This window comes from Streptomyces incarnatus (genome assembly GCF_001027185.1).
Classification (GTDB): Bacteria; Actinomycetota; Actinomycetes; order Streptomycetales; family Streptomycetaceae; genus Streptomyces; species Streptomyces puniciscabiei.
In genome coordinates, this window is sequence record NZ_CP011497.1 from 193,898 (window position 1) to 217,326 (window position 23,429).

A 23,429-nucleotide genomic window follows, 5' to 3' on the forward strand; every position below is an offset into this window, starting at 1 on the left:
TTCACAGCCTTCGCGCGTTCAGCGCGAAGCCCTGTGCTCTTTTTTCCGCCGCCTACGGGGACATGGCCGACGCTCCATGGGATAGTGCAGGTATCCAACCTGGGAGCAAGGCGGCACGGGGGTGCGCATGGCGGACCGGTTCACACCACTCGGCGACGACGACCCGCGCAGCGTCGGCGGATACGACTTACGCGCCCGGCTCGGGGCCGGCGGCATGGGCCGCGTCTACCTGGCCTTCACCCCCGGCGGGAGGGCCCTCGCCGTCAAGGTCGTGCGGCCCGACTACGCCGAGGACGACGAGTTCCGGCGCCGCTTCCGCAAGGAGATCGACGCCGCCCAACGCGTCCAGGGTCTCTACACCGCGCCCGTCGTGGACGCCGACAGCGAGGCGCCGTTGCCCTGGCTGGCCACGGCCTACGTACCCGGGCCCTCCCTGCACCAGGCCGTCTCCGAGCACGGCCCGCTCCCGCTGACCACGGTGTTCCGGCTGGTCGCGGGCGTCGCTGAAGGGCTCACCGCGATTCACGCCTGCGGGCTGATCCACCGCGACCTCAAGCCCGCCAACATCCTGCTGGCCGAGGACGGTCCGCGTGTCATCGACTTCGGTATCGCACACGCCGCGGACGCCACCACCCTCACCAGCACGCATGTGCGCATCGGCACGCCCGCGTTCATGGCGCCCGAGCAGATCCGCGGACATTCCGCGAGCCCTGCCACGGATGTGTTCGCCCTCGGCAACCTCACCGTGTTCGCCGCGACGGGACGGACCGCCTTCGGCGAGGGAAATCCGGAGGCCATGTTCTTCCGGATCATCAACGAGGAGCCGGAGCTGGGCCGTTGCGATCCAGAACTCCGTACCGTCGTCGAGTCGTGCCTCGCCAAGGAGCCCGGCGAACGGCCGTCCGTCAGCGAAGTCATGGAATACGCGCGTGAGCGGATCCAGGGCGAGACGATGAGCCTTGCAGGGTCCTGGCTGCCGGGCTCGCTGGCAACGTCCCTCGCCCGCTACGGGACGGCCAAGTACACGAAGACCGGTGAGACCAGGAAAGAGGAGGCCAGGGATAAGGAGGCCAGGAAAGACGAGGGCACCACCCAGAAGGCCGCCAAGGACAAGCCGCCCACGGGCGGCACCACACCCCCTTCCGGACAGGACAATTCGGTCCTCAGCGGGCTCGGCTGTCTGGCCGCGCTCATTTTCATCGTGGTCGTCGCCATCGGTCCGCAGAAGGTCCTCGACTGGGTCAAGTCCGACGGCAAGCCGTCCGCGTCGCCGAGCTACTCGGCCCCCGGCTACACGCTGCCGACGCATGCCACGGCCGACACCGACACGAGCACCGCGCCCGTCGAGGAGAACACGACCGACCCCGGCTGCGCACAGGCGTCCCAGGCGATCTCCTCGAACAACGAGACCTTCGACCAAGCGTCGGCCGCCTCATTGAGCGCGCTGGCATCGAACCTCGACTCCGCCGCGGACGCGGCACAGGACTCCACGGTGGCCTCCGCTGTCCGCGCCCTCGCCAACGACAGCCGGTCGATGAGCGACAGCGCGGCAGGGGCATACTCAGCGCGCGACGATGGGGACTCCACTCAGCTCAAGACCTACCAGCAGGCCTTCAGCGACGGGTTCGACCAGTGGAAGCAGGACGCCGAGACCTACAAGTCCCTGTGCGAGTGAGGGGCTTCACCGAAGGCCTCCGGCTCGGTGCCACCACCTGCGGATTCCGAGGTGAACAGAGCTCAGGCCGCCGCCTTGCCCGGGGCGCGCTCCGGCGCGGTTCCTGGTGGGCCGAGCGCGCGGCCGGGCGGGCCCATTAGGCTTGGGTGCTCCGACGGCGGTCGCCCGCCGCCCGGCGAGGGGTACGGCACTCGTGTGGCTGCCCCGGACGACCACATCCAAGGACGGCAACCGAGTGTCTTTCTTCACCATCGGCCACCGCGGTGTCATGGCCGCCGAGCCGGAGAACACCCTGCGCTCCTTCCTGCGGGCCGAACGCGAGGGCCTGGACGGCATCGAACTGGACCTGCACCTGAGCAAGGACGGCGAGCTGGTCGTCATGCACGACGAGACCCTGGACCGCACGACGAACGGCTGCGGTCCGATCGCCGACCAGGAGTTGCGGCAGCTCAAGAAGCTCGACGCCGGCCTCGGCGAGCCCATCCCCACGTTCGAGGAGGTGCTGGACGCCATCGGGCCGACGCTCCCGGTCCAGGCGGAGATCAAGGACGTCGCCGCCGCCCGGTCACTGGCGAGGGTGCTCACCGACCGCGGCCTGCTGGACCGGGTCTCGGTGTTGTCGTTCCACGACGTCGCGCTGATCGAGATCCACCGCCTGCTGCCGCAGGCCCGCACCGTGCTCGTGGCAGGCCCCAGCGCGCACCGCGACACCTTCGTCGGCCGCGCTCAGAAGGTCGGTTCCACCCTGGTCAGCGTGGAGTTGCGCCAGCTGAACCGAGCCATCGTGGAGAAGTGCGGCGCCGCCGGCATCGACGTGATGGCCTGGACCGTCAACGACGAGCGCGACCTGGCGCTGGCCCGGACGCTCGGCCTGGTGGGCTGCGTCACCGACCAGCCAGGCATGAAGCGACTGGTCGAGGCCACGGCCTGACGCCAGGGGGGGCGGGACCGCACCGGCCGCTGGCAACGGCGTCAGCGCCGTGCACCGGGGCGGCGACGTCGTGCACCGGGGCGGCGACTCACACGGTTGTCTACGCCGTGTACGGGATCGTGCCCCGGGCACCCCCTTCGCGAGAGGCGGCCGGGGTCAGTGGGGGGCGGAGAGCCACTGGCTGAGCCAGGCGAAGGCCGGCGGGAACTCCTCGGACCAGGTGTTGTAGTTGTGGCCGCCGTTCGGCAGGAACAGGGTGCGCACCGTGACGGGCGAGGGGGCCGCGGCTGCCTGGAACTGCGTGATGTAGGAAGCCGGGCTGGCACGGTCCTCCCGTGAGGTGGCGAGGAACAGGCTGACGTGGGACTTCGTGTGCCGCACCAGGTAGGTCGGACTGTTGAGCCGGCGCACGGTCGGATCCGGGATGACGGACTCGTCGCCGGTCAGCGGGTCGGGGTCGAGAGCGGCGCCGGCACCGAAGACCTTCGGGTACTGCAGGGGCAGTTTCGCGGCGCAGAAGCCACCGGTGGAGAAGCCCATGAGGCCCCAGCCTCGGGAACCCCGCAGGGTACGGAACTTATGGCTGATCAGGTCAGGGACGTCCGCCGCCACCCAGGTCGCGACCTTGCGGTTGCGCAGATCGGTGCAGTCGGTGTCCACACTGCCGGGGTTGACCACGGGCATCACCAGGATGAAGGGGTGCACCTTGTGCTGCCTGAGCAGGTCCGAGAAGGCGCCCGGCATCCCACCGTGCTCCAGCCAGGACTCTGGGGAGCCGGGCACGCCGTGCAGCAGCAGGATGACCGGGAACCGCTTCTTCTTGTAGGCCGGCTCGTTGTACTGCGGCGGCGTCCACACCAGCACCTGCCCGGACAAGGCGGACTTCTGGCCGTGGAAGTACGTGTCCAGGACACCGCCCTTGGTGCTGTGGTTGAACTTCGCACGTTGCACCGGCGGCCCCGGCATCGCGATCGCGTTGGTGTTGTCCGTGTTGCCCAGGAGGTCGTCCCAGGACGCGTACAGACCGTAACTGTTGTTGATCCAGGTGGCCACGACACTGATCGCGGTGAGCTGGCACAGGCCGATCATCACGGCGTGCACCAGCCAGCGCGCCGGTCTGGGGCCGCGGATCCTGGTCCACAGGGCAATCGTGCTGATCATCGCAACGACCGTCGCGACTATGAGGACGACGAAGAACGGCGTTCCGGTGAGGGACACGCGAACCACCTCTCTGGACCCGGGCGAGAGAAAGCAGGCGTTGCCGAGCGCAGCGACTGCAATGCCCACGCATGCAGGCTACTTGCACGGGGCACAGCCCACGATCACTGCCTCATGGTCACGCATGAGCCGGAGCGCGCCCCTGGTGACCTGGTGGGCCCGGCCGCCACGTGCGGCAGGCAGAAGTATGTCCGGGCTACTTGACCAGCCGGAAGTCGGGGTGGCCGACCCAGGCCCGCAGGAACTCCGCCGTTCCCAGCGCCATCCTGTCGTCGTCGGCGATGCCCAACACCCCTGGAAGGCCGACGACGACCGCCACCTGTCCGTCCAGCAGCTCGGCTTTGGCCACGCCCCCGATGACGTCCATGACAGCGGCGGTCAGCAGGGCTGTGGCCACGTGGTCGATCTGGCGGTTGCAGCCGGCGCTGACATTGACGGCATGGGTCGGTCTGAAGCCGAGGATGGCCTCCACCTCGGGCTCGTCCGCGTGTTCGGCCTCGAAGGTGCTCTCGTCGCCGACGCCTGGCCCCATCGCGTAGACCAGGAAGGGCCGACGCCAGTCCTCGCGCTGCGGATTGAATCCCACCAGGGCCGTGAGCGCCTGGTCCTCGGTGGTGCCGTCGAGGAGTGGAAGCGGGAACGGCTTTCGCCGGTTCTCCTCTCGCCTGTCCTCGACGCCCAGTCGCTCCGCGCGCACGTTGACGTCGAAGAACCCGGGCCGCTGCTCGTCGAAGTGGGAGGAGAGTCCCACCATCAGCTCACGGAACTCCCGCAGCGCGGCCGGAGAGAGCGGCTCCGCCAACTCGATCACCAACGTTGGCCCAGACATGCTGGGAGCCTAGTCAGGGGCCGACCGTCTTCAGGCTCGAGATGCGGATCGGCTCGCCGCCCATGTGCTTCTGTGCCCGCCGGTTCTGCTGATGCAGGCGCTCGTAGTACGCCCGATCGAGATCGATGACGTTCTTCGAGAAGAACATCCAGGACAGGATGTCCCGGTACTTGAGACCATCCGGGGTCAGCTGGATTCGGTCGGCGGGCAGCCGCCGCAGCAGTCCAAGTTCTTCGGCGGCAGCGAGCACCGGTTCGAAGAGGTGTACTGATAGGCGCCGGTCTTGGAGAACCAGGCGTCGGGCCGCACGGTCAGGAAGTAGGTTCTGATCGTCTCGGGTGCCAACGCCACCCGTGCTGCGCCAGTTGGGGTAGACCTCGTCGAACGTGGCGAAGACCTGCTCGAAGTGCCGCAGGACAGAAGGAGATTGCCCTTCTGGCGCTGGTGCCCCCGCGGCAAGCACGATCCGTCGGCGGAAAGTCGGCGGCGCTTTCTTCCCCTATGCGCGAACCACGCCGGACAGATGCTGAGATCAGTCAACACACGGCCTCGGCGTTCGTGGCACCCACGCGAACCACGAATCCGGAGCGCCATTGACGCCTGCGTTTTGGTTCATCATCCAATGTTGTCCAGGAATTGAGACATTCCGTTCGCGCTCGATCCGCTGACGTCCACTCAGCGCTAGCGTCTGCACGCGCAATTACCGGACTGAACCGCCACTCGAGGAAAGTCACTGAAGCCCGGGCATCCGCAAGCCGCATCAGGCCCTTGCCGACAGCAGACAACCTCCGGAGAAACCAATGCCCGTACTCGCGGGTTTCCGCGCCGTGTTCGCCGTGGCGGGGCCCGCACTGCTCGCCATCTCATTTCTGGCCCGCCTGCCCGCGGCGATCTGCCCGACGGGAACCCTGCTGATGCTCACACAGCTCGACGGCATCGGCCGTGGAGGCCTTACGGCCGGAACCCTCTTGGCCGGCCAGGCCCTGAGCGGCCCGGTGCTGGGACGCCTCGCGGACCGGCGCGGCCACCGGCCGGTGCTGCTGGCCGCCTCACTCGCGAACGCGGCCGCCATCACCTTCCTCGTGGCCGCCGTCCTGTGCGAGTGGCCCGGGGCCATGGCGGCCGTCGCCGCGGCGGGAGTGGGCCTGACGGTGCCGCAGATCGGCCCGCTCTCCCGCAGTCGGTGGATAGCCCTGATCGACGGTCTGCCCGCCCACCACGCCGTAGAGCCGGAGGAGTTGACGATTCGGGCGCTGTCGTTCGACACCACCATCGACGAGATCAGCTTCATCGCCGGCCCGGCCCTGGCCGGGATGGCCGTCGTCGCGATCCACCCGGTGGCTCCGATGGTGCTCGCGGGCGCGCTCATCGCGGTGTTCGGGGTGCTGTTCGCACTTCACCCCACCGCTCCACCGGGCGCACGGGCCGCTCGCGTCTCCGGCGAGCCGCTGCTGACGCCGGCGCTCACGGTCCTGCTCCTCATGGCGCTGTTGCAGGGAATGATCTGGGGCAGCGCCAACGCCGGCGTCAGTGCCCTGTCCGACCACCTGGGCGACGCGGGAGCGGCGGGGTTCGTCTGGGGTGCGATGGCCGTGACCAGCTCTCTGGCGGGCATCGCCGCCACCGTGCGCACCGCCAGACTCGCCCTGACCACACGCCTTCGGCTGGCCATCGCGGGCCAGGCGATCCTGCTGCTGCCGCTGCCGGCCGTGGAGGACTTCGTGGGCGTGACGGCCGCCATAGCCGCCATCGGCCTGGCCGTCGCGCCGCACCTCATCGCCGTGTTCTCCCTCGCCGAACGAGTGGCCCCGCCGCGCCGCATGAGCGAAACCATGGCCCTGCTGGTCAGCGCCCTCATCGGCGGGCAGGGCATGGCCGCCGTCGCCGCAGGACAGTTGGCACAGCACTCCGGCTTCCGCCATGCCTTCCTGCTGACGTGCGGGTGCGGCGCCGCGGCGCTCCTGGTCGCCCTCGTCTTCGTACGGCCCACCGTCTTCACCCCTGCCATCGAGCGCGCCTTCGCCCCTGCCGGCCCGGCCGCCACGGTGCCTGACTGAGTGTCGGAGGCGTCGGCATCCGGTCCTCCAACGGGGTCGCCGGTCAGGGCAGCGTCCAGAAGCGGACCGTGACGAGGTAGAAGACGACGGCCCAGAAGGCCATCACCACCGCGACCACACCGAGGCCACGGAGGTTGCTCCGCGTCGCCGGTTCGTCCGGCGATGGCCGGAGCCATCGGCCGAGCAGCGGGTTCACGTAGTAGGGCATGGTCAGGAAGCTCATGATGAAACTCGACAGCAGGTTGCCCACGAGCAGGCCGATCCAGAGCGGCATGTGCAGCGGGGACAGCGCGAGTGTCAGCAGCACGACCGTCGGGTACAGGCCGACCCAGATGGCGAGGGAGGTCCTGGTCTCGGAGGGCGGCGGGGGTGCCTCCTTCCCGTTGCCCTCGAAGGCGAACCAGCTGCCGAACGAGTTGTCGATCGTGTGCAGTTTGAAGTCGCTGAACCTCTCGCCCTCAGCGAGGATCCGCTGCCGTTGGGGCGACGTCAGCCAGGCGTCGAGGTGCTCGGCGCTGTCGTAGCGGTAGAGCGTGGTCCATTCCTCCTGAAGTCCCTCGATGGGACGGAAGAGCTCGGTCCCGCGGAACCCCTCGAACTTGCTCTCCTCCTCGACCATGCGGTGCTGCCAGGCAAGGAAGTCATCGACCTGGTTCGGGTGGACCCGGTGCGTGACCACCACGGTGACCAGCGGATCCAGTGACCGGGTGCCGCTGCTGACCACCTGCTGGGTCGCCGGACCGTCGAAGTACTTGGCGCCGGCGTCGAGATACGTCTGCCTGGTCGCGCTGTTGATCCATGTCTGCAGATGCGCCACCGAGTCGAACCGGTACACGACGACCCAGTCGGGTTGCAGCGGAGTCGGCGGGGAGATCTCGGCGCCGAGGAAACCGGGGTAGTAGGCGGCCGCGGCATTGAGGTCCTCCTGCCACGACTCGAACTCGCGCTCCATCCCGGGCAGGACCTTCTGGCCGATGATCGCCGTCGCCGCGGCGGCTACGTTCCTTCCGGTGCTCATGACGGCTCAACCTGCCGATACCGACTGCTCCGCGGGGAGTCGGCCGTAAATGCGTTCCGGAGTCAGCGGCAGCGCACGGTAGCGGACGCCGGTGGCGTCGTGCACCGCGTTCGCGAGCGCGGGGGCGACCGGGTTGATACAGCACTCGGCCATGCCCTTGGCCCGCATGGGACCCACCGAATCCGCGGAGCCCACCAGGAGAACCTCGGTACGGGGGATGTCGGCGTAGGTGGGGATGCGGTAGTTCCGGAGGTTCGGGTTGACCATGACGCCGTTGCCGTCGATGTGATGGTTCTCGGTCAGGGCGAAGCCGATTCCCTGGGCGACACCGCCCTCGATCTGTCCCCGGACCTGCGCCGGGTTGATGATCACTCCGGCGTCCGCCGCCTGCACGCTGTACAGGATCCGTATCTCACCCGTCACGCGGTGCACGGCGACCCGGAACCCCTGTGTGTTGGAGGTGACGCTCCGGGGCGAGCCGTATGCCTTGCGTGCGGCGGTGAAACGGATGCCACGCGCCCGGGCGAGCGCGACGAGTTCGGCCAGCGACACCCGCCGGTCCCCGCAGACGACACCGTCGTCGTCCATCGTGCACATCACGACGTGGATGCCCGTGTGCGCCGCGGCGAAGTGCAGGATGCGGTCGCGTACGGCGTTGGCCGCCGCGAGGACCGCGTTGCCCGCCACGAAGAGGCCCGCGCTCGCGAAGGCGCCCGTATCGAATCCCGTGCGGTCGGTGTCGGACTGCACCAGACGAATCCGTGAGGGTGTCGTGCCCAGCTGGCTGGCCGCGATCTGGACATGGGCCGTGGACGTTCCCTCCCCGAACTCGGGGGTTCCGACGGCCAGTTCGTAGAGGAGATCGTCGCCCAGCGTGACCCAGGCCTCGGAGAGGTGATCCGTCGGGGGCGCGGTCTCGTGCAGGGAACTCGCCACGCCGGTTCCGACGAGCCACTCGGGGCCGGGAGGCGGCCGGTCGGCCGTACGGGCCAGGGCGTCGCCCACCAGGTCGATGCACTGGGCGAGTCCGTCCTCGGTGAAGGTCACGTCGTCGGGGCCCTCGTGCAGGGCGACCAGGGGCTCACCCGGCCGCACGATGTTGCGTCGGCGCAGTTCCAGCGGGTCGATGTGGAGGGCGCGGGCCAGTTCGTCCATCGCCGACTCCACGGCGAACGCCGGCTGCGTCATCCCGTAACCGCGCAGCGCCCCGCTCGGTACGGTGTTGGTGTAGACGGAGTACGCGTCGTACTTCTTGTTGGGGCAGCGGTAGATCATGACGGCGGCTCCGCCCGCGTACAGCGTTTCGCCGCCGTGGTTGCCGTAGGCACCCGTGTTCGACACGTTGCGCACCTGGAAGGCGGTGAGCGTTCCGTCGGCCTTGGCGCCGAGCTTGACCGTGAGGGTCATCGGATGCCGCGGCGAGGCGGTGGTGAACTCTTCCTCACGGGTGTACTCGAGACACGTGGGCCGCCCGGTGTCCAGGGTGGCCAGCGCGACCAGGTCCTCCGCGATCACCTCCTGCTTGCCGCCGAATCCGCCGCCGACGCGCTTGCAGAAGACCCTCACCTGGTCCGGGCGCAGCGCGAACAGGTACTCCAGTTTGACCTTCGCGATCGACGGGGACTGCGAACTGGTGCGGACGTTCAGCCGGCCCTGCTCCATCCAGGCGATCGAACCGTGGGTCTCCAGATGCGCGTGCTGCACCCGCGGTGAGAAGTAGGTGCCTTCGTGGATCACGTCGGCCGCGGCGAATCCCGCGTCGACGTCGCCGATGTGCGAGTGGAGGTCCAGCAGGATGTTGTGGCCGGGGTCGCGGACGAACGGATCGTGGGAGCCGTGCAGCTGGGGTGCGCCGTCGGCCATCGCCGCCTCGGGGTCGAACACCGCCGGCAGCACCTCGTACTCGACCGCCAGACGCTGGCAGCCCTCCTCGGCCGCGCCGACCGTGTCGGCCAGCACCGCGGCGACGCGCTGGCCGGCGAAGCGGACCGTGTCGTCGAGGATGTAGGTGTCGTCGGGGTCGACCAGGTGGTCGGTGTGGATCGCCGTGGTGAAGCGTCTGCGGGGTACGTCTTCCCAGGTGTAGACCCGGTGCACGCCGGGCACCGCGAGGGCGGCGGTCTTGTCGATCGAGAGGATCCGGGCGTGTGCGTGGGGTGAGTGCAGCACCTTCAGGTGCAGCATGCCGTCGATGTGCGTGTCCATGGTGAACTCGGCATGCCCCGTCACCACGTCGTGGCCCGCGGGCGCGCCGACACTCGTCCCGACGGCCTTGCCCGGTGCCGCCGTCTCCACCGCGCTGACGCCCTTCACCGCGTCCTCGATCGCCCGGTATCCCGTGCAGCGGCAGAGGTTGCCCTTCAACGCCCGTGGCAGATCCGCCTTCTGCTCCTCGGTGAAGGTCGCCGACGTCATGATCATCCCTGCGGTGCAGAAACCGCACTGGAATCCCGGGGCGTCCTCGAACTGCCGCTGCATGGGGTGCGGGGCGCCGGGCCGTCCGAGGCCCTCGATCGTGGTCACCTCGCGGCCGTCCGCGCGGAACGCGGGCGTGATGCAGCTGTGCACGGGTGTGCCGTCCAGCCACACGGTGCAGGCGCCGCAGTCGCCCGCGTCGCACCCCTTCTTGACGCCGAAGTGGCCGAGTTCGCGCAGGAAGGTCCGCAGGCACTGACCGGGGGCCGGTTCCCGGTCGAATGCCTTGCCGTTCACGTGGTAGCTCATGCCAGGTCCCCAGCGTTAAGTTCGCGGCAGATCTCTTCGGCGAAGTGCCGTGTCAGATGCCGTCGGTGGTCAGGGGTTCCGTTGGGATCGGCGAACCATACGTCGGCCGGCACGGCGTCGATGCTCTGCCGCAGCGTTCGGACATCGGGCAGGGAGTCGAAGGCGATGCGGACCGGCCGCGTGGTGCCGGCGGTGACCGTCAGCAACAGGTCACTCGCTCCGAGCCGTTGCGTGCCGACGAGGAACACCGTCGAACGGCCGAGCCGGGTCAGCGCGAAGCGACGGTGCGCGGTGCGTTTGCGCAGCGCGTGCTCCGGAACCGTGATGCGCCGCAGGATCTCCCCGGGGGCGAGGATGTTGCGGTGGTCGCCCGTGACGAAATCGAGGGCGTCGACGAAGCGCACGGAGCCGTCGGCCGCCCACAGTTCGTACTGCGCCTCCAGCGCGACCGTCAACGTGATCATCGGGCCGGCGGGCAAGGACATGCAGATGTTTCCGCCGACGGTCGCCGCGTTCCACACCTTGAACGAGGACAGGAATGCCTCACAGCTTTTCCGGAAGAGAATTCCGGCGGTCCAGTCCATCGGCCAGGGGAAGGCGTACAGGTCGCGAACGGTGCAGGTCGCGCTGATCTCCAGGCCCTCGTCCGTCGGAACAAGAGGCTCCCAGCGCAACGCCGTCAGGTCGATCAGCCGTCGCAGGTCCGGCTGCTCCGTGGAATAGAGCCATGTTCCGCCTGCGAGCCACGCGTCGCCCGCGTGCCAGTCCGTACCTGGCCGCTCGGACGGCCGCCGGACTACTTCGGTGATGGTGTTGAGGTCCATGAAAACCGACCCACGGAAGACCGGACCCACGGGAAGACAACTGCCCTCTGAGATTTGGGAGTTGATTCCCCGCCGACCGGGCGGGTGTTGGCGCCGTGCCGAACCGGCCGGGGTGGCTGGGCCGCGAGAGACCGGCGGGCACAGACACTTTTGTCACAGCCTATCGCAGCATGCGGATGTGGACCCAATGACGAGGAAGCTGAAAGTAACCAAAGCGCTCCTTAGCGTAGTCAGGAATGTTGGAGGTGCGGACCTGCGGGCTCTACGCTGAGCCGGGGCGTCCTGGCGGTGTTTGGCAGTGGGCGACGGACTGTGGGTGAGCGGAACAGTGGAGGATTCGACGGTGACGGCAAGAACAAGTGACATCGCGAGGGCTGCCGGTGTGCTGCGCGCCGGCGGCCTGGTGGCGCTCCCGACCGAAACCGTCTACGGTCTGGGCGCCAACGCCGAGGACCCGGCCGCAGTCGCGCGCATCTTCCAGGTCAAGGGACGCCCGCCCTCCCACCCGCTGATCGTCCACATCGCCGGCGCGGAGCACCTGGGCGACTGGGTCGAGGAGGTGCCGGCGACGGCGCGCCTGCTGGCCGAACGCTTCTGGCCGGGACCGCTCACGCTGGTCCTGCGGCGCGGTCGCCGGGTGCCCCTCGAAGCAACGGGGGGCCTCGAGACAGTGGCCGTACGCGTGCCCGACCATCCCGTCGCACTCGCGCTGCTGTCGGCCTTCGGCGGCGGTGTCACGGCCCCGTCCGCCAACCGCTTCGGCCAGGTCAGCCCCACCACGGCGGACGATGTCCGCGCGGAGCTCGGGGATGCCGTCGACTTCGTGCTGGACGGTGGCCGTTGCGATGTCGGCGTCGAGTCGACCATCGTCGACGTCACGGGCGAGCTCCCGAGCATCCTGCGGCCCGGCGGGGTGACGCGCGAGGACCTCGAGGCAGTGCTGGGGTACCCGCCGGCGGTGCCCTCGACGAGCCACGTTCGGGTGCCGGGCCAGCATCCGTCCCACTACGCCCCGCGGGCGCGGGTCGTCCTCGTCGAGCCCGAGAAGGTCATCGCCGAAGCGGAGCTCGCACAGGAGCTGGGCCACCAGGTGGGCGTCTTCCTTCCCCCCTCCTTCACCGACGCGCCGGTGAAGGCGCACGCCGTGGTGACGGTCCCCGGTTCGATGGCCGCCTACGCGCGCGGTCTGTACGGGTTCCTGCGCGAACTCGACCGGCAGGGGTGCGACCTCATCGTCGCGTCGCTGCCGGCGGAGGAGGGCCTGGGACTGGCGATCGCCAACCGGCTCCGCCGTGCCGCAGGGCCGCGCACCACGGCGTGACCAGCAGCGACGTCGTTCGGTATGCCTACCGGGGCGCCGGCCGGACGCGCGGCCCCGGTGCGGGGGCCTGCCCAGCGGCGCCCCGCACGGCCAGCGGGCGGGGGCGGTCCAGCAGCAGGCGACGGTGTGCCCTCTGCGCCACGCGAGGATCTCTTCTCCACCGACGCGTCGGTACTTCGGAGAACCAGGCGGGACCTGATCAGGGCGTACGCCCGATGAACGCGATCCGCTGCCATCCGCTGCCCACGAGCGAGCTCGGCAGGCGCGGGAGCTGGACGTTCCGTAGATTGAAGAGCGAGCGACTGGCAGGAAAAGCGCGTGACACCGAAGATCGACTACACAGGGGTGTTCGCCGCCCTTCCGAGCCCGTGCCTGGTGCTCGGCACGGACCTGGTGATCGCCGACGCCAACCCCGCCTTCTGCGACGTGACCGGACGGAGCCGGGCCGAGCTGCTCGGGCAGTACCTCTTCGACGCCTTCCCGGACAACCCTGGCGACCCGGAGGCCGACGGAGTGGACACGCTCAAAGCGTCGCTGCACCGCGTCCTGTCCACCGGCCAGACCGATCACATGGCGTTGCAGAAGTACGACATCCCGGTCCCCGGCAACCCGGACGCGTTCAAGGAACGGTGGTGGACCGCGATCAACGTGCCCGTCCTCGGCCCGGACGGAAAGGTCGCCTGGGTCATCCACCGGTCGGAGGACATGACCGACGTGGTCCACGCCCGCCAGACCACGCACCTGCCCGCGGTCCGCCCTGGCCGGGAAGCGGCCATGGAAGCCGAGCTGTACGCCCGGGCACGGCAGCTGCAACAGCTGAACGAGGAACTGCGACAGGCCCACGCCCGTGAACGGCGCATCGCCGTCGCCCTCCAGGAAGCGATGCTCCACTCCCCCGACCTGGCCCGGCACCCGAACATCGCCGTGCGCTACCTGCCCGCGACCGGCTCACTGAACGTGTGCGGCGACTGGTACGACGCGGTGGACCTGCCCGCGGACCGCTTCACCGTCACGGTCGGCGACGTGGTCGGCCACGGCCTGATGGCCGCCACCGTCATGGGCAGGCTCCGCAGCGCACTGAGCGCCGCCACCCGCACCGTCCACGGCCCCGCCCAGGCACTGGAGGTCCTGGGGCTCTACGCCCGCTCGGTCGAGGGAGCACTGGCCGCCACGGCCGTACAGGTCCTCGTCGACTGCCACAGCCACCTGCTCATCTACAGCAGCGCCGGCCACCCCCCACCGGTCCTGCTGCACCCGGACGGTTCCTGCGAGCTGCTCGACCAGGCCACCGACCCACCGCTGGGCGCCCGTCCCGAACACGTCCCCCGCCCCCAGGCCAACGCCACCTACACTCCCGGCGACACCCTCATCCTCTACACCGACGGCCTGATCGAACGCCGCGACGAGGACATCGACGCTGGCCTGACCCGCCTGACCTCCACGCTGGCCACCTGCACCGAGTTCGGCGCGGAACACCTCGCCGACGCCCTCCTCGCCCGCCTGGACCTCGCCAGCGGCGGAGGCGACGACATCGCCATCGTCGTCGTCCGCCTGGACCGAACGACCCGACCGTACTGATCAGCCGGATGGGCTCCCGTCGGCAGCCCCCGAGCCGGCTGTCAGACATGGCTCCGGCCCACTCCTCACGCCGAAGCAGACGTGCCCGCCAGGGCCTGTCGAACCTCATCCGCGGGGAACGGGGTGCGCTTGCTCTCCTCGACCAGTCGACGGTGAAAGGCATCCAGGACGACGGCGTGCGGGGCGTGGCGGTCGATGATCGCGCCGATCTCGGGGGGAACACCGTCGGGGCGGCGGCCTGCGATCCATTCGCGCAGGAAGGTCCCGGGTTCCGTGCCGCCTCGCACGGCTTCCGGCAGGTGGTGGCGCAACAGGTGATGGGGCGCATAGCAGCGGTCGTACACGAGGTGGTCGGCGAGGAAGGCGGTCTCCTGCGCCGAGAGGTCGAAGTCGCGGCTCAGTGCGAGCCCGAAGTCCGCGAAGTACACCTGCCGGCCATCGGTGAGCAGGTTGTCGAAGTGGGTGTCGAAGTGGACCAGCCCGCGTGAGCTCATGAACTCCGTTCCCCGCAGCAGCGCGTCCTCGACCCAGCGGTAGGCCGAGCCGCCTCCTGGCTCCGCCCAGCCCCCCTCGCGGACACCGCTGAGCCAGGCCGCGAGCGTCTGAGGCACGTGCTCCAGGAAGAGCACCAGGCTGAAGGAGGCACTGCCGATGGCCTCCAGCCGGCGGCGCACAGCAGGAGAGCCCTCCCAATGGGCGACGGCCCCCGCGATGCCTCCGAACGCGTCAGCGAAGTCGGCAGGAGGTCGATCCGGCAGGACTCGCCAGTGATACAGCAGCGGGAAACCCGTGTACTCGTTCGTCAGGACCCACGCGGTGGTCATGACGTGTGCGGCCAGCTCACGCCAGGCCCCGAACCCTGCCGAGCCCACCCCGTACTGGTAGAAGAGAGGGAGCTCGAACAGGTTGGCGGTCGAGCGCACATGCTCGGGCCGCAACTCGATGTCCGTCAGCGGGATCCGCTTCACGAAGACGCGCGTCCCCTCGACCTCCGTCTCCGCCCACCTGCCACCGATGCCCGACCCGCCTGCCGGAGCGGCAGCCACCGCGTCGCCGAGCCTGCGGTCGCTCAACAGGGAGAGCCGTGCTCCCACGGCCGCGTAAGCCGCCACGCGAGCAGCGTGCAGGGACTCGGTCTCATCCATGGTGACTCCGGCATGACGTCTCGGCAACCGCGGTTGATCATGGCAGAAGTCCCTTGGCCGTCCAAGGTGAGGATGCTGTGGAGGACGGGAAACAGGCTTCCGGGCTTCCGGAACCCTCCCTACCCTCCCGGAATCATGACAACAGAACACGCGCGGCAGCCCCAGCCGACCCTCGTTCATTCCCGCAGACGATTCCTGACGGCCGCCGGCGGCGCGGTCGGCGCGACCGCGTTACTGCCCGGGGCGCGGGCCGCCGCGGCCACGCCTTCCCGGCGGCGCGTCGCCGTTCTCGGCGGCGGCGTCTCCGGGCTCAGCGCCGCCCACGAACTCGCCGAGCGCGGCTACGCCGTCACCGTCTACGAGTACTACGACACCCTCGGCGGCAAGGCCCGCTCGATGGACGTCCCCGGCACGGCCGCCGGCGGCCGCAAGCCCCTGCCGGGCGAGCACGGCTTCCGCTTCTTCCCCGGCTTCTACCGGAACCTGCCGGACACGATGCGCCGCATCCCCTTCCCCGGCAACACCGGCGGCGTCCACGACAACCTCCGCAACGCCACCGAGGAGTTGTTCGCCCGCGGCTCGGGCCGCCCCGACCTGCACTTCCCGCTGCGCCGGATCACGACCCCGCCGGCACCCGGCGACATCACCCCGTCCTGGATCCGCGACCAGATCCTGTCCGTCCTGGATGTGGGCACCCGCCTGCCCGCCGGCGAGGCCGCCTATTTCGCCGACCGTCTCCTCGTCCACCTCACCAGTTGCGACGCACGCCGCGAGGGCCAGTGGGAGAAGGTCGCCTGGTGGGACTTCATCCGCGCGGGCGAGATGAGCGGGGAGTACCAGACGCTCCTCGGCATCGGGCAGACCCGCAACCTCGTCGCCACCCGCGCCGAAGTGGCGTCGACCAGGACCGTCGGCCGCGTCATCATCGAGGCGCTGATCCTGTGGGGCATGCTCGGCCGCGGGCTGGACGGCGACGCCGACATCGACCGCGTCCTGAACGCTCCCACCAGCGAGGCCTGGATCGACCCCTGGGAGACGCATCTGCGCTCGCTCGGCGTCGACTTCGTGACCGGCACGCAGGTGCTGGAGATTGGGTACGAGGGCGGGCGGGTGACCGGCGTCCGCGTCGCGGCCCGCGACGGCGGCAACGAGCGCACGGTCACCGCCGACCACTACGTCTCCGCGATGCCCGTCGAACACGCCCGCGCCACCTGGGGCAGGGCCCTGCGCGCCGCCGACCCGCAGCTCGGCCGGTGCGACGCGCTGAAGACGGACTGGATGACCGGCGTGATGTTCTACCTGCGCACGCCCACACCCGTCGTGCACGGGCACATCAACTGCCTCGACTCACCCTGGTCGGTGACGGCCATCGGCCAGGCGCAGTTCTGGGACGTACGGGACTTCTCCCGCGACTACGGCGACGGGCGGGCCCGCGACTGCCTCTCCGCGATCATCTCGGAGTGGGACAAGCCCGGCATCCTGTACGGCAAGACGGCCAAGGAGTGCACCAGGGACGAGATCGTCGCCGAGCTGTGGGCGCAGCTCAAGGACGGACTGAACGACGCGGGCAAGACCACCCTCAGGGACGAGGACCGCCTCGGCTGGTTCATGGACCCGGCGGTGACGGGCCTCGGCGGCCCTGACCCGCAGAACCGCGAACAGCTCCTCATCCACCCGACGGGCACGCTCTACCATCGTCCCTCGGCGCGGACGGCGATCCCGAACTTCTTCCTCGCGGGCGACTACGTCCGCACCGACGTCGATCTCGCGACCATGGAAGGCGCCAACGAGTCCGCTCGGCGAGCCGTCAACGCCCTGCTCGACGCGGACCGTTCGGACGCCGAGCGGTGCCGTGTGTGGGAGCTGTACCGGCCGCCGGAGCTGGAGCCCCTGAAGCGGATCGACGAGGTGCGCTACAGGCTGGGTCTGCCCAACACCTTCGACCTGGGGTGAGGCGGGGGCTCGACCACCATGGCCGCAGCCTCAGTTCCAGTGGCCCGCGGCGGCGGTCTCGGTGACGAACCTCTCGAAACTCCTGGGTGGCCGGCCGAGGGCTCGCTCCACGCCGTCGCAGAGCGCGGCGCCCGCGCCTTCGCGGACGGCCACCAGGAGCTCTGTGAGCAGTCGGGCGACGTCGGGTGAGGCGCCGCCGGCGACCTGGCGCTCGACGAAGGTCTCCGGGTCGACGTCGAGGTGACGGACCGTGCGGCCGGTGGCCCGAGTGATCAGGGCGGCCGCTTCCCCGAAGCTGATCGCCCGCGGGCCGGTCAGGTCGTACACCTGACCGCTGTGGCGGTCTTCGGTCAGCGCGGCGACGGCGACTGCGGCGATGTCCTCGGCGTCGACGAACGGCGTGCGCCCGTCACCGGTGGGCAGGGCCAGGGTTCCGGCGAGGATCCCGTGCCGCCAGGGTCCCTCGCTGAAGTTCTGCGCGAACCACAGCGGGCGCAGGATCGTCCAGTCGACGCCACAGCCTCGCACCGCCTGCTCGGCGGCGTGCAGGGGATGCCCGTTCTCACCCGCGCGTGGGGCCGACAGCAGCACCAGGCGGCGCACACCGGCGGCGACCGCCTGGGACACCAGCCGGGGGACGCGTGCCTGGTGATCGGTGCTCGCCGACAGGCTGGGCTCCAGGAGGTAGGCGGCCGTGACGCCGTCGAGCGCGGAGGCCCAACTCCCCGGGTCGTCAAGGTCGATGCGGCGGTCGCCGCCGGTGCGGGAGGCCGTGCGGACCCGCAGGCCCGCGGCCTGCAGGCGCCGGGCTATGCGGTTGCCGGTCGTGCCGGTGCCGCCGAGGACAAGGATGGTCTTCATGTCGTCCAGACAACCCCATGAGCGTGTGGACGATCCATGGGAGAACGTCGTCACTTCCTTTGTGTTCGTCTAGCGTGGGAGCGTGGACGTCCTCAGCGATCTGCTACGCCGGGCGCGGGCCAGGAACGCGTGGGTCAGGCAACTGATCCAGCGGCCCCCGTGGTCACTGAACTTCACCGATCCGCCACCGCTCACGGTCGTGACCACGCTCGCCGGTCACGCCTCGGTGCGGATCGACGACGCGGGCACCCCACCGGTACGGCTCGCGGCCGGCGACATCGCCCTCATCACCCGTCCCGGCTGGTACACCATCGCCGATGACCCTTCCACCCCGCCTCAGGTCGTCATCCACGGGCGGACGAAACGCGTCGTGGACGGGTCCGCGAAAGCGCCGGACGCGCAGCGGAGCCTGGCTCCCCGCACCTACGGCGACGGCCTGCCCGGGGCCACGGTCATGCTGCGCGGCGCCTACGACCTCCGCGGCGACGTCGGCGACCGTCTGCTCGGCATGCTGCCGCCGCTGGCGGTCGTACCCGCCGGCCCGGCGACCCGGGCGGCACTGGACCTGCTCGCCACCGAGGCCACCCGTGAGGAACCGGGGCAGGACGCCGTACTGGACCGGATGCTGGACCTGTTGCTCGTGCTGGCGTTGCGGGCCTGGTGCGCCGAAGCAAAGACGGCGCCGGCCTGGTACCGGGCGCTGACCGATCCAGTGATCGGCGAGGCACTGCACCTCCTGCACGAGGACCCCGCCCACCGGTGGACGGTCGCCGGACTGGCCACCCGGTTCGGCATCTCCCGTGCCGGGTTCGCCGCCCGCTTCACCAGGCTGGTCGGCGAACCCCCGCTCACCTACCTCACCGGCTGGCGTATGACCGTGGCGGCCGACCTGCTGCGAGAGACCGATACGACCGTCGCCGCCGTTGCCCGTGAGGTCGGGTACGAGGACCCCTTCGCCTTCAGCGTGGCGTTCAAGCGCACGCGCGGCGTCAGCCCATCGGTCTGGCGCCGCCGGACGCACTGATCCCGACGGGCGGATGTCGTCGCGCGGATGTCGTTGCCCGGAGGGGAAGGTCCCGCCGGTCGGCCAGTGACGGTCTCAGGCGGCCCGCGTGCTCTCCAGGTACCGCAGAACCGCCAGGACGCGCCGGTGGCCGGTCTCCGACGGGGGGAGGCCGAGCTTGGCGAAGATGTTGGCGATGTGCTTTTCCACCGCGCGTTCGGAGACGGTGAACGCGAGGGCGATGGACTGGTTCGTGCGGCCCTCGGCCATCAGCGCGAGAACCTCGCGTTCGCGCGGGGTGAGCGTGTCGAGGGCCGTGGCCCGACGGCTCGCCCCGAACAACTGGGCCACCACGTCGGGATCCAGCACCGTACCGCCGGCCGCGACCCGCTCGAGCGCGGCCACGAACTCCCCTATGTCGACGACCCGTTCCTTCAGCAGGTACCCGAACCCCGAGGGGTCGCTCAGCATGCGCGCCGCGTACGTCGTCTCCACGTACTGGGAGAACAACAGCACTCCGGTGTCAGGGTGCTCCGCGCGCAGCCGCAGGGCGGCCCGTACCCCTTCGTCGGTCTGGGTCGGCGGCAGCCGGATGTCGATGACGGCGACGTCGGGTGCGTGCTCGGCGACGGCGCTGAGCAGCGATTCCGCGTCGCCGACGGCCGCCGCCACCTCGATCCCCCGCAGTCCCAGAAGCTGGACCAGGCCGTCGCGCAGCAGCGCGGAGTCCTCGGCGATGACGACGCGCATCCCATTCCCTCACAGTGGCAGGTCGACCGTGACCACCGTAGGCCCTCCCGGTGGGCTGTCGCAGGTCAACGTGCCGTCCACGGTACGGATCCGGGCCAGCAGGCCGGTGAGTCCGGAGCCGGCGCCCACTGTGGCACCGCCCCGGCCGTCGTCGGCGACGCTCAGGCGCAGCCGTCCGTCGGCGGCGGTGACGGCGAGCCGCACCTCGTCGGCGCCACTGTGTTTGGTGGCGTTGGCGAGGAGTTCGGCAGCGCAGAAATAGGTGATGGTCTCCAGGGCCGGGCTGGGGCGAACGGTGATGCCGGTGTGCAGGGTGACGGGCAGGGCGCTGTCCGCGGCGAGGGTGGCGAGGGCCGCTTCGAGTCCCTCGTCCAGGACGGGCGGGTGGATTCCCTTGACCAGGTGGCGCAGGTCGGCGATGGCCTGTGTGGCGCCCGAGCGGGCCGTGTCCACGGCGGCGAGGACCGGCTCGCGGTCGGCGCCCATGGTGACCAGCTCCCGGATGACCGTGAGGTGCATGCCCAGGCTCACCAGGCGGGCCTGCGTGCCGTCGTGCAGGTCCCGTTCGATGCGGCGCAGGGTTGCGGCGGCGTCGTCGACCGCCTGGGCGCGGGTCTCCTCGAGGGCGCGGATGCGGCGTTCGGCGGCGTCGGGCCCGAGCAGGGCGGCAAGCAGTGCCCGATGCGGAGCGAGGGCGTGGCGCAGCAGGTGCGGGGCCGCGGCCAGGAGCAGCAGGCCCGCGGTGACGGGTATCAGCCAGCGCGGCCAGGAGTCGACCTGGAAACCGAGGACCTGCAAGGAGACATGGGTGACCGAACCGTCCGGGTGGTGCACCGTGTGGTGGTTCACGTGCTCGACCAGGGGGTGCAGGGTGAACAGGGCGCCGTAGACATAACCGATGGCCGCGGCGACGTAGGCGAGGACCGCGGTGAACGGCGCCAGCAGCGCGCACCCGACGGCCTTCCAGCCCGTGCGGTTCCGCAACAGGGTGCGTCGCCAGGCGAGGGCGCCACGCGCAGCGCTGGGCAACGGGGGCTCGATCTCCAGCCCCAGCAGCCGGTGCGCCAGGGCCCGTTGCAGCGCGCCGAGTCCCAGTGCCGCGCGCACCGTTCCGGCCAGCAGCCACCCACCCAGCGGGGTCACCGACAGCAGGCAGCCGAACGCCAGCCCGGCCAGGATGAGCCAACTGCCGGCGATGGCGAGCGGGAAGGCCAGCACGCCGTAGAGGAGGGCGGCCAGGGCGGGCGAGCCGAACGTGGCGACGGCGAGGGAGCGGAGACGCTGCATGGTGCCAACCTAGTTCTGCGGCCGGGGCGTTCACCGGGTGATGTGCGCGCGGCGAAGAGCCGGAGGAACGGAGTGCGGAGTCACGAGAGCAGGTGGCGAGCGATGCGCATCTGGAGCGCGGCCATCGCCCGACCCAGCCAGGGCATCAGCAGCAGGAACCCGACGCCGCCGAAGAACGCGTGGAAGGCATAGGCGCCGGCGAACGTGGGGCCGCCCCAGGCATCGGAGTAGTCGGAGCCGGCACGAAGGGGCCATCCGAGGTTCATCGGGACGATCGACCAGCCATACAGGGTGACCGCCATGACCACGAGGTTCACGGGGGTGGCCAGCAGGGCGTGGACCAGGCCCCGTCGGCTGCCGGGCAGTTCGGCGCCGAGCAAGCGGCGTGCGAGTCCCCGCTGTACGCGCCCCGCCGGACCGCCGATCAGGGCGAGTGGGACGCACAGGACGCCGACCGGGAAAGCGAGCACGGCATAGGCGACCCTTCGCCAGGTCGCCGCCGTGAACGGCTCTCGGAGCACCCGGCGGATGCGGAGGGCCGCGGCCGGGGCGGTGCGATCGGATGCGGTGGCCATGATGTTCTCCTTGAGAGGTGAGCGAGCCCGACATCCCCAAGGCTTCCGTCGACCCCGCCCCGGCACCATGGTGGTCGTACGGAGGTCCGGGGTTCGGTTCACCCCACCCCACCCCACCCCACCCCGCAAGGCCACGCGCCCTCTCGTGGGTCGCCATGGCCCGCCGCGTCCCGCACCTCGGTGGGCGTCCCGCTCTCGCGGTTGCGGCAAGGGGCCCGGCTGCGCTCGGCCATGGCCGGCCTGCCGTGCGAGTGCACGGCCGCAGCCGAAGCCGTCGCACGGGAACAACAGGTCCTGCGCAGGCCGCTGTTGGACGGGTATGCGAGGATCTTCAGGTGAATGATCTGTGCATCCGCCCGGCCTCCGAGACCGATGTGACCTCCCTCGTCCGCCTCCGCGACGACGCGGCACGCTGGATGCTGACCCGTGGCGTCACCGGGCAGTGGCGACCTGGGGAGCTGGACGAGGACCACTTCCGTCGGGTCATGGCGCATGGCGAGGTCTGGCTCGCGGAGGTCGGTGGGCGTATCGCCGGCGCCTGGGAGCTGTGGTGGGAGGACGAGGCCGCCTGGGGACCGCAGCCGCCTGTGGCCGGATACGTTCACCGGCTCATGGTGGACCGGGACGTCGCCGAGCCCGGGACGGGAAGGCTGCTGCTGAGCGCGGCAGAACAGCGAGTGGCTGCGGTGGGACGGGCCTGTGTGCGCCTGGACTGCGTTGCCGGCAACGCACAGCTCAACACCTACTACCGGCACGCCGGTTACCGCGTGGTGGGCCGCAAGGAGGGCAAGCCACAGCCGGGCGGGACGACCAAGTCCTTCACCCTGTGGGAGAAGAGGCTTTAGCAGGCAGGGGAAGCTCCGGACCGACTGTTCTGTCCCGAGAACGCGTACGGCGAGGCAGTGGGGCAGGAGGCGTTCTTCTGCCCGAGGGGTCTGACGGGCGTGTCACATCTCGCGCAGCAGGGCGGGAAGCTTGCGCATGTCGTGGAAGACGACGGTGCCGGCGCCTTCGAGGTGTTCCGCGGGGGTGAGCCCACCGGCGTAGCCGAGGGCGCGCATCCCGGCAGCGCGGGCGGCCTGGACGCCGGGGCGGCTGTCTTCGACCACCACACACGCGGCCGGGTCGACGCCCATCCGCTGTGCGGCGTGCAGGAACAAGTCGGGTGCGGGCTTGCCGCGCGCCACGTCCGTCGAGCTGTGAATACGGCCCGCGAAACGCTCGTACAGTCCAGTGCGGCCCAAGGTGTGGCGCATCTTCTCGTGGCTGCCGCTGGAGGCCACACAGGTCGGCAGGGTGATCTCGTCGAGCGCTTCGGGCAGCCCCTCGACCGGAACCAGCCCGGCGTCCACAGCCTCACGGTGCAACTGCTCGAACCGTTCCGCCCAGACCGTGGCTGTCTCCTGACCGAGCCGCTCAGCGACCTGCTCGCGGATGGCGGCGTGCGAGCGCCCGATGAAACGGGCCACCACCTCGTCTTCGGTGAGCGGCCAGCCGAGTTCCGCGCCGAGGGCCACCTGGACCTGCGCGGCAATGCGCTCGCTGTCGACCAGAACCCCGTCGCAGTCGAATATCACCAGTTCGATTGGCTTGATCATCCGAGCAGGATAGGACGCTCCCTGGGCGATCCGGCGAGGGAGCCGAGGCACCACCCGGCCGCCCTGTCGGACGGAGCAAGCC

At 70.2% G+C, this 23,429-nt stretch carries 20 protein-coding genes; 8 read left to right on the forward strand and 12 right to left on the reverse strand.

Going from position 1 to position 23,429, the window contains the following annotated elements; translation table 11 throughout:
- The first annotated feature begins 127 nt into the window (after nucleotides 1-127).
- Nucleotides 128-1,675 carry a serine/threonine-protein kinase gene (locus ABB07_RS00945; protein ID WP_208896766.1) on the forward strand — a complete coding sequence of 516 codons (1,548 nt, stop codon included), beginning with the start codon at nucleotides 128-130 and terminating at the stop codon, nucleotides 1,673-1,675.
- A gap of 235 nt (nucleotides 1,676-1,910) precedes the next feature.
- On the forward strand, nucleotides 1,911-2,606 hold the full coding sequence (locus ABB07_RS00950; protein WP_208896767.1) for a glycerophosphodiester phosphodiesterase: 696 nt from the start codon (nucleotides 1,911-1,913) through the stop codon (nucleotides 2,604-2,606).
- Nucleotides 2,607-2,762: 156 nt separating this feature from the next.
- Here ABB07_RS00950 and ABB07_RS00955 read toward each other — a convergent pair whose 3' ends face one another.
- The 3 genes from ABB07_RS00955 to ABB07_RS00965 form a co-directional block, all read right to left on the reverse strand.
- Nucleotides 2,763-3,824: an alpha/beta hydrolase gene (locus ABB07_RS00955; RefSeq protein WP_208896768.1), complete on the reverse strand. Its 1,062-nt coding sequence runs from the start codon at nucleotides 3,822-3,824 to the stop codon at nucleotides 2,763-2,765.
- A gap of 196 nt (nucleotides 3,825-4,020) precedes the next feature.
- Nucleotides 4,021-4,653 carry a DUF6368 family protein gene (locus ABB07_RS00960; protein WP_208896769.1) on the reverse strand — a complete coding sequence of 211 codons (633 nt, stop codon included), beginning with the start codon at nucleotides 4,651-4,653 and terminating at the stop codon, nucleotides 4,021-4,023.
- A gap of 13 nt (nucleotides 4,654-4,666) precedes the next feature.
- Nucleotides 4,667-5,116, reverse strand: coding sequence for an FUSC family protein (locus ABB07_RS00965; RefSeq protein ID WP_244189152.1), 450 nt, complete (start codon nucleotides 5,114-5,116; stop codon nucleotides 4,667-4,669).
- Nucleotides 5,117-5,453: 337 nt separating this feature from the next.
- Between ABB07_RS00965 and ABB07_RS00970 the strand changes: the two genes are divergently transcribed.
- A complete protein-coding gene (locus ABB07_RS00970; protein ID WP_208896770.1) occupies nucleotides 5,454-6,710 on the forward strand; it encodes an MFS transporter in 1,257 nt (418 codons plus the stop codon).
- A gap of 43 nt (nucleotides 6,711-6,753) precedes the next feature.
- On the opposite strand, the gene ABB07_RS00975 is transcribed toward ABB07_RS00970, so the two are convergent.
- From ABB07_RS00975 to ABB07_RS00985, 3 genes are read right to left on the reverse strand one after another with little or no spacing between them, the layout of a single operon-like run.
- Nucleotides 6,754-7,728 (reverse strand): antibiotic biosynthesis monooxygenase, encoded by a 975-nt coding sequence (locus ABB07_RS00975; RefSeq protein WP_208896771.1) that lies wholly within the window; start codon nucleotides 7,726-7,728, stop codon nucleotides 6,754-6,756.
- A 6-nt stretch (nucleotides 7,729-7,734) separates the two neighbouring features.
- The gene (locus ABB07_RS00980; RefSeq protein ID WP_208896772.1) at nucleotides 7,735-10,452 is read right to left on the reverse strand and encodes a molybdopterin-dependent oxidoreductase; all 2,718 of its coding nucleotides are present in this window, start codon (nucleotides 10,450-10,452) and stop codon (nucleotides 7,735-7,737) included.
- Nucleotides 10,449-11,276, reverse strand: a complete 828-nt coding sequence (locus ABB07_RS00985) for an FAD binding domain-containing protein (protein WP_208896773.1) — start codon at nucleotides 11,274-11,276, stop codon at nucleotides 10,449-10,451. Before ABB07_RS00985 ends, ABB07_RS00980 begins: the two co-directional genes overlap by 4 nt.
- A gap of 343 nt (nucleotides 11,277-11,619) precedes the next feature.
- On the opposite strand from ABB07_RS00985, the gene ABB07_RS00990 reads away from it, so the two are divergent.
- Together ABB07_RS00990 and ABB07_RS00995 are read left to right on the forward strand one after the other, a co-directional pair.
- Nucleotides 11,620-12,597 (forward strand): L-threonylcarbamoyladenylate synthase, encoded by a 978-nt coding sequence (locus tag ABB07_RS00990; protein ID WP_208896774.1) that lies wholly within the window; start codon nucleotides 11,620-11,622, stop codon nucleotides 12,595-12,597.
- Nucleotides 12,598-12,915: 318 nt separating this feature from the next.
- A complete protein-coding gene (locus ABB07_RS00995) occupies nucleotides 12,916-14,175 on the forward strand; it encodes a SpoIIE family protein phosphatase (RefSeq protein WP_208896775.1) in 1,260 nt (419 codons plus the stop codon).
- A 65-nt stretch (nucleotides 14,176-14,240) separates the two neighbouring features.
- Here ABB07_RS00995 and ABB07_RS01000 read toward each other — a convergent pair whose 3' ends face one another.
- Nucleotides 14,241-15,320 carry a protein kinase family protein gene (locus ABB07_RS01000; protein WP_208896776.1) on the reverse strand — a complete coding sequence of 360 codons (1,080 nt, stop codon included), beginning with the start codon at nucleotides 15,318-15,320 and terminating at the stop codon, nucleotides 14,241-14,243.
- 135 nt (nucleotides 15,321-15,455) lie between these two features.
- On the opposite strand from ABB07_RS01000, the gene ABB07_RS01005 reads away from it, so the two are divergent.
- Nucleotides 15,456-17,273 (forward strand): hydroxysqualene dehydroxylase, encoded by a 1,818-nt coding sequence (locus ABB07_RS01005; RefSeq protein WP_208896777.1) that lies wholly within the window; start codon nucleotides 15,456-15,458, stop codon nucleotides 17,271-17,273.
- A 30-nt stretch (nucleotides 17,274-17,303) separates the two neighbouring features.
- Here ABB07_RS01005 and ABB07_RS01010 read toward each other — a convergent pair whose 3' ends face one another.
- Entirely contained in the window at nucleotides 17,304-18,134 is an 831-nt protein-coding gene (locus ABB07_RS01010; protein ID WP_208896778.1) for an NmrA family NAD(P)-binding protein, read from the reverse strand.
- 82 nt (nucleotides 18,135-18,216) lie between these two features.
- On the opposite strand from ABB07_RS01010, the gene ABB07_RS01015 reads away from it, so the two are divergent.
- Entirely contained in the window at nucleotides 18,217-19,158 is a 942-nt protein-coding gene (locus ABB07_RS01015; protein WP_208896779.1) for an AraC family transcriptional regulator, read from the forward strand.
- Between the two features lie 75 nt (nucleotides 19,159-19,233).
- Here ABB07_RS01015 and ABB07_RS01020 read toward each other — a convergent pair whose 3' ends face one another.
- The 3 genes from ABB07_RS01020 to ABB07_RS01030 form a co-directional block, all read right to left on the reverse strand.
- Entirely contained in the window at nucleotides 19,234-19,887 is a 654-nt protein-coding gene (locus tag ABB07_RS01020; RefSeq protein WP_208896780.1) for a response regulator transcription factor, read from the reverse strand.
- 9 nt (nucleotides 19,888-19,896) lie between these two features.
- The gene (locus tag ABB07_RS01025) at nucleotides 19,897-21,174 is read right to left on the reverse strand and encodes a sensor histidine kinase (RefSeq protein ID WP_208896781.1); all 1,278 of its coding nucleotides are present in this window, start codon (nucleotides 21,172-21,174) and stop codon (nucleotides 19,897-19,899) included.
- An 80-nt stretch (nucleotides 21,175-21,254) separates the two neighbouring features.
- Nucleotides 21,255-21,749: a sensor domain-containing protein gene (locus tag ABB07_RS01030; protein ID WP_208896782.1), complete on the reverse strand. Its 495-nt coding sequence runs from the start codon at nucleotides 21,747-21,749 to the stop codon at nucleotides 21,255-21,257.
- A 335-nt stretch (nucleotides 21,750-22,084) separates the two neighbouring features.
- Between ABB07_RS01030 and ABB07_RS01035 the strand changes: the two genes are divergently transcribed.
- Nucleotides 22,085-22,594 (forward strand): GNAT family N-acetyltransferase, encoded by a 510-nt coding sequence (locus ABB07_RS01035; protein ID WP_244189153.1) that lies wholly within the window; start codon nucleotides 22,085-22,087, stop codon nucleotides 22,592-22,594.
- 102 nt (nucleotides 22,595-22,696) lie between these two features.
- Here the strand turns inward: ABB07_RS01035 and ABB07_RS01040 are convergent, their stop codons facing one another.
- Entirely contained in the window at nucleotides 22,697-23,347 is a 651-nt protein-coding gene (locus ABB07_RS01040) for an HAD family hydrolase (protein ID WP_208896784.1), read from the reverse strand.
- Between the last annotated feature and the right edge of the window lie 82 nt (nucleotides 23,348-23,429).

What these genes read in the sequence shown, in the direction of transcription:
- ABB07_RS01025 (WP_208896781.1), bottom strand. Translation starts at nt 21,174, where the DNA reads ATGCAGCGTCTCCGCTCCCTCGCCGTCGCCACGTTCGGCTCGCCCGCC.
- ABB07_RS00970 (WP_208896770.1), top strand. Translation starts at nt 5,454, where the DNA reads ATGCCCGTACTCGCGGGTTTCCGCGCCGTGTTCGCCGTGGCGGGGCCC.
- ABB07_RS01040 (WP_208896784.1), bottom strand. Translation starts at nt 23,347, where the DNA reads ATGATCAAGCCAATCGAACTGGTGATATTCGACTGCGACGGGGTTCTG.
- ABB07_RS00980 (WP_208896772.1), bottom strand. Translation starts at nt 10,452, where the DNA reads ATGAGCTACCACGTGAACGGCAAGGCATTCGACCGGGAACCGGCCCCC.
- ABB07_RS01010 (WP_208896778.1), bottom strand. Translation starts at nt 18,134, where the DNA reads ATGAAGACCATCCTTGTCCTCGGCGGCACCGGCACGACCGGCAACCGC.
- ABB07_RS00985 (WP_208896773.1), bottom strand. Translation starts at nt 11,276, where the DNA reads ATGGACCTCAACACCATCACCGAAGTAGTCCGGCGGCCGTCCGAGCGG.
- ABB07_RS00945 (WP_208896766.1), top strand. Translation starts at nt 128, where the DNA reads ATGGCGGACCGGTTCACACCACTCGGCGACGACGACCCGCGCAGCGTC.
- ABB07_RS00975 (WP_208896771.1), bottom strand. Translation starts at nt 7,728, where the DNA reads ATGAGCACCGGAAGGAACGTAGCCGCCGCGGCGACGGCGATCATCGGC.
- ABB07_RS01030 (WP_208896782.1), bottom strand. Translation starts at nt 21,749, where the DNA reads ATGGCCACCGCATCCGATCGCACCGCCCCGGCCGCGGCCCTCCGCATC.
- ABB07_RS01020 (WP_208896780.1), bottom strand. Translation starts at nt 19,887, where the DNA reads ATGCGCGTCGTCATCGCCGAGGACTCCGCGCTGCTGCGCGACGGCCTG.
- ABB07_RS01005 (WP_208896777.1), top strand. Translation starts at nt 15,456, where the DNA reads ATGACAACAGAACACGCGCGGCAGCCCCAGCCGACCCTCGTTCATTCC.
- ABB07_RS00960 (WP_208896769.1), bottom strand. Translation starts at nt 4,653, where the DNA reads ATGTCTGGGCCAACGTTGGTGATCGAGTTGGCGGAGCCGCTCTCTCCG.
- ABB07_RS01000 (WP_208896776.1), bottom strand. Translation starts at nt 15,320, where the DNA reads ATGGATGAGACCGAGTCCCTGCACGCTGCTCGCGTGGCGGCTTACGCG.